This is a genomic window from Psychrobacter faecalis, assembly GCF_016107575.1.
In the GTDB taxonomy this organism is placed as follows: Bacteria; Pseudomonadota; Gammaproteobacteria; order Pseudomonadales; family Moraxellaceae; genus Psychrobacter; species Psychrobacter faecalis.
In genome coordinates this window covers 1-530 of sequence record NZ_JABAST010000096.1, presented here as the reverse complement: position 1 = coordinate 530, position 530 = coordinate 1, and the positions used below count along the sequence as shown (strand labels likewise).

Annotated in this window: 1 protein-coding gene; it reads right to left on the bottom strand. The window is 41.5% G+C overall.

All coding sequences use genetic code 11. The annotated features are described in order from the left end of the window. Positions 1 to 25: 25 nt before the first annotated feature. Positions 26 to 530: IS3 family transposase (locus tag JFC07_RS13080; RefSeq protein ID WP_198329233.1), on the bottom strand; the 505-nt coding region annotated here is incomplete at its 5' end.

Here is a 530-nt window from a genome sequence, read left to right as displayed (position 1 = left end):
CCCCCTAAACTTGGACGGTTTAAGTTTACAATAAGGACTGAGTTCTGTACTTAACAGGACTCAGTCCTTTTAGTTTCAGCTGAATTCTCTCATGATTATAATACTGCATAAATCTGTGAATCTGTTTCTCTAAAGCCTCAATCGAGGTCGGCTTTTCAAGATAAATAGTCTCACACTTTAGTGTACCGAAGAAGCCTTCCATCAATGCATTGTCTAAGCAGTTGCCTTTTCGGCTCATACTTTGCTTAATGTCATTCTCTTTAAGCGTATTCGCAAACGTCTTCATCTGATAATGCCACCCTTGATCTGAGTGCAGTGTTAGCTCCTCCTTGCGCTTTGTAGGTATGCCCTTAATTGCACTATCTAGCATCTGTTTCACCAAATCATACACCGGTCGTCTTGAGAGCGTATAACTGATGATCTCATTGTTGAAGCAGTCTAGTATAGGAGACAGATACAACTTGTCCTCACCAACTTTAAACTCTGTAATGTCAGTAAACCACCTGCGATTGGGCGCTTTCGCTCTGAAC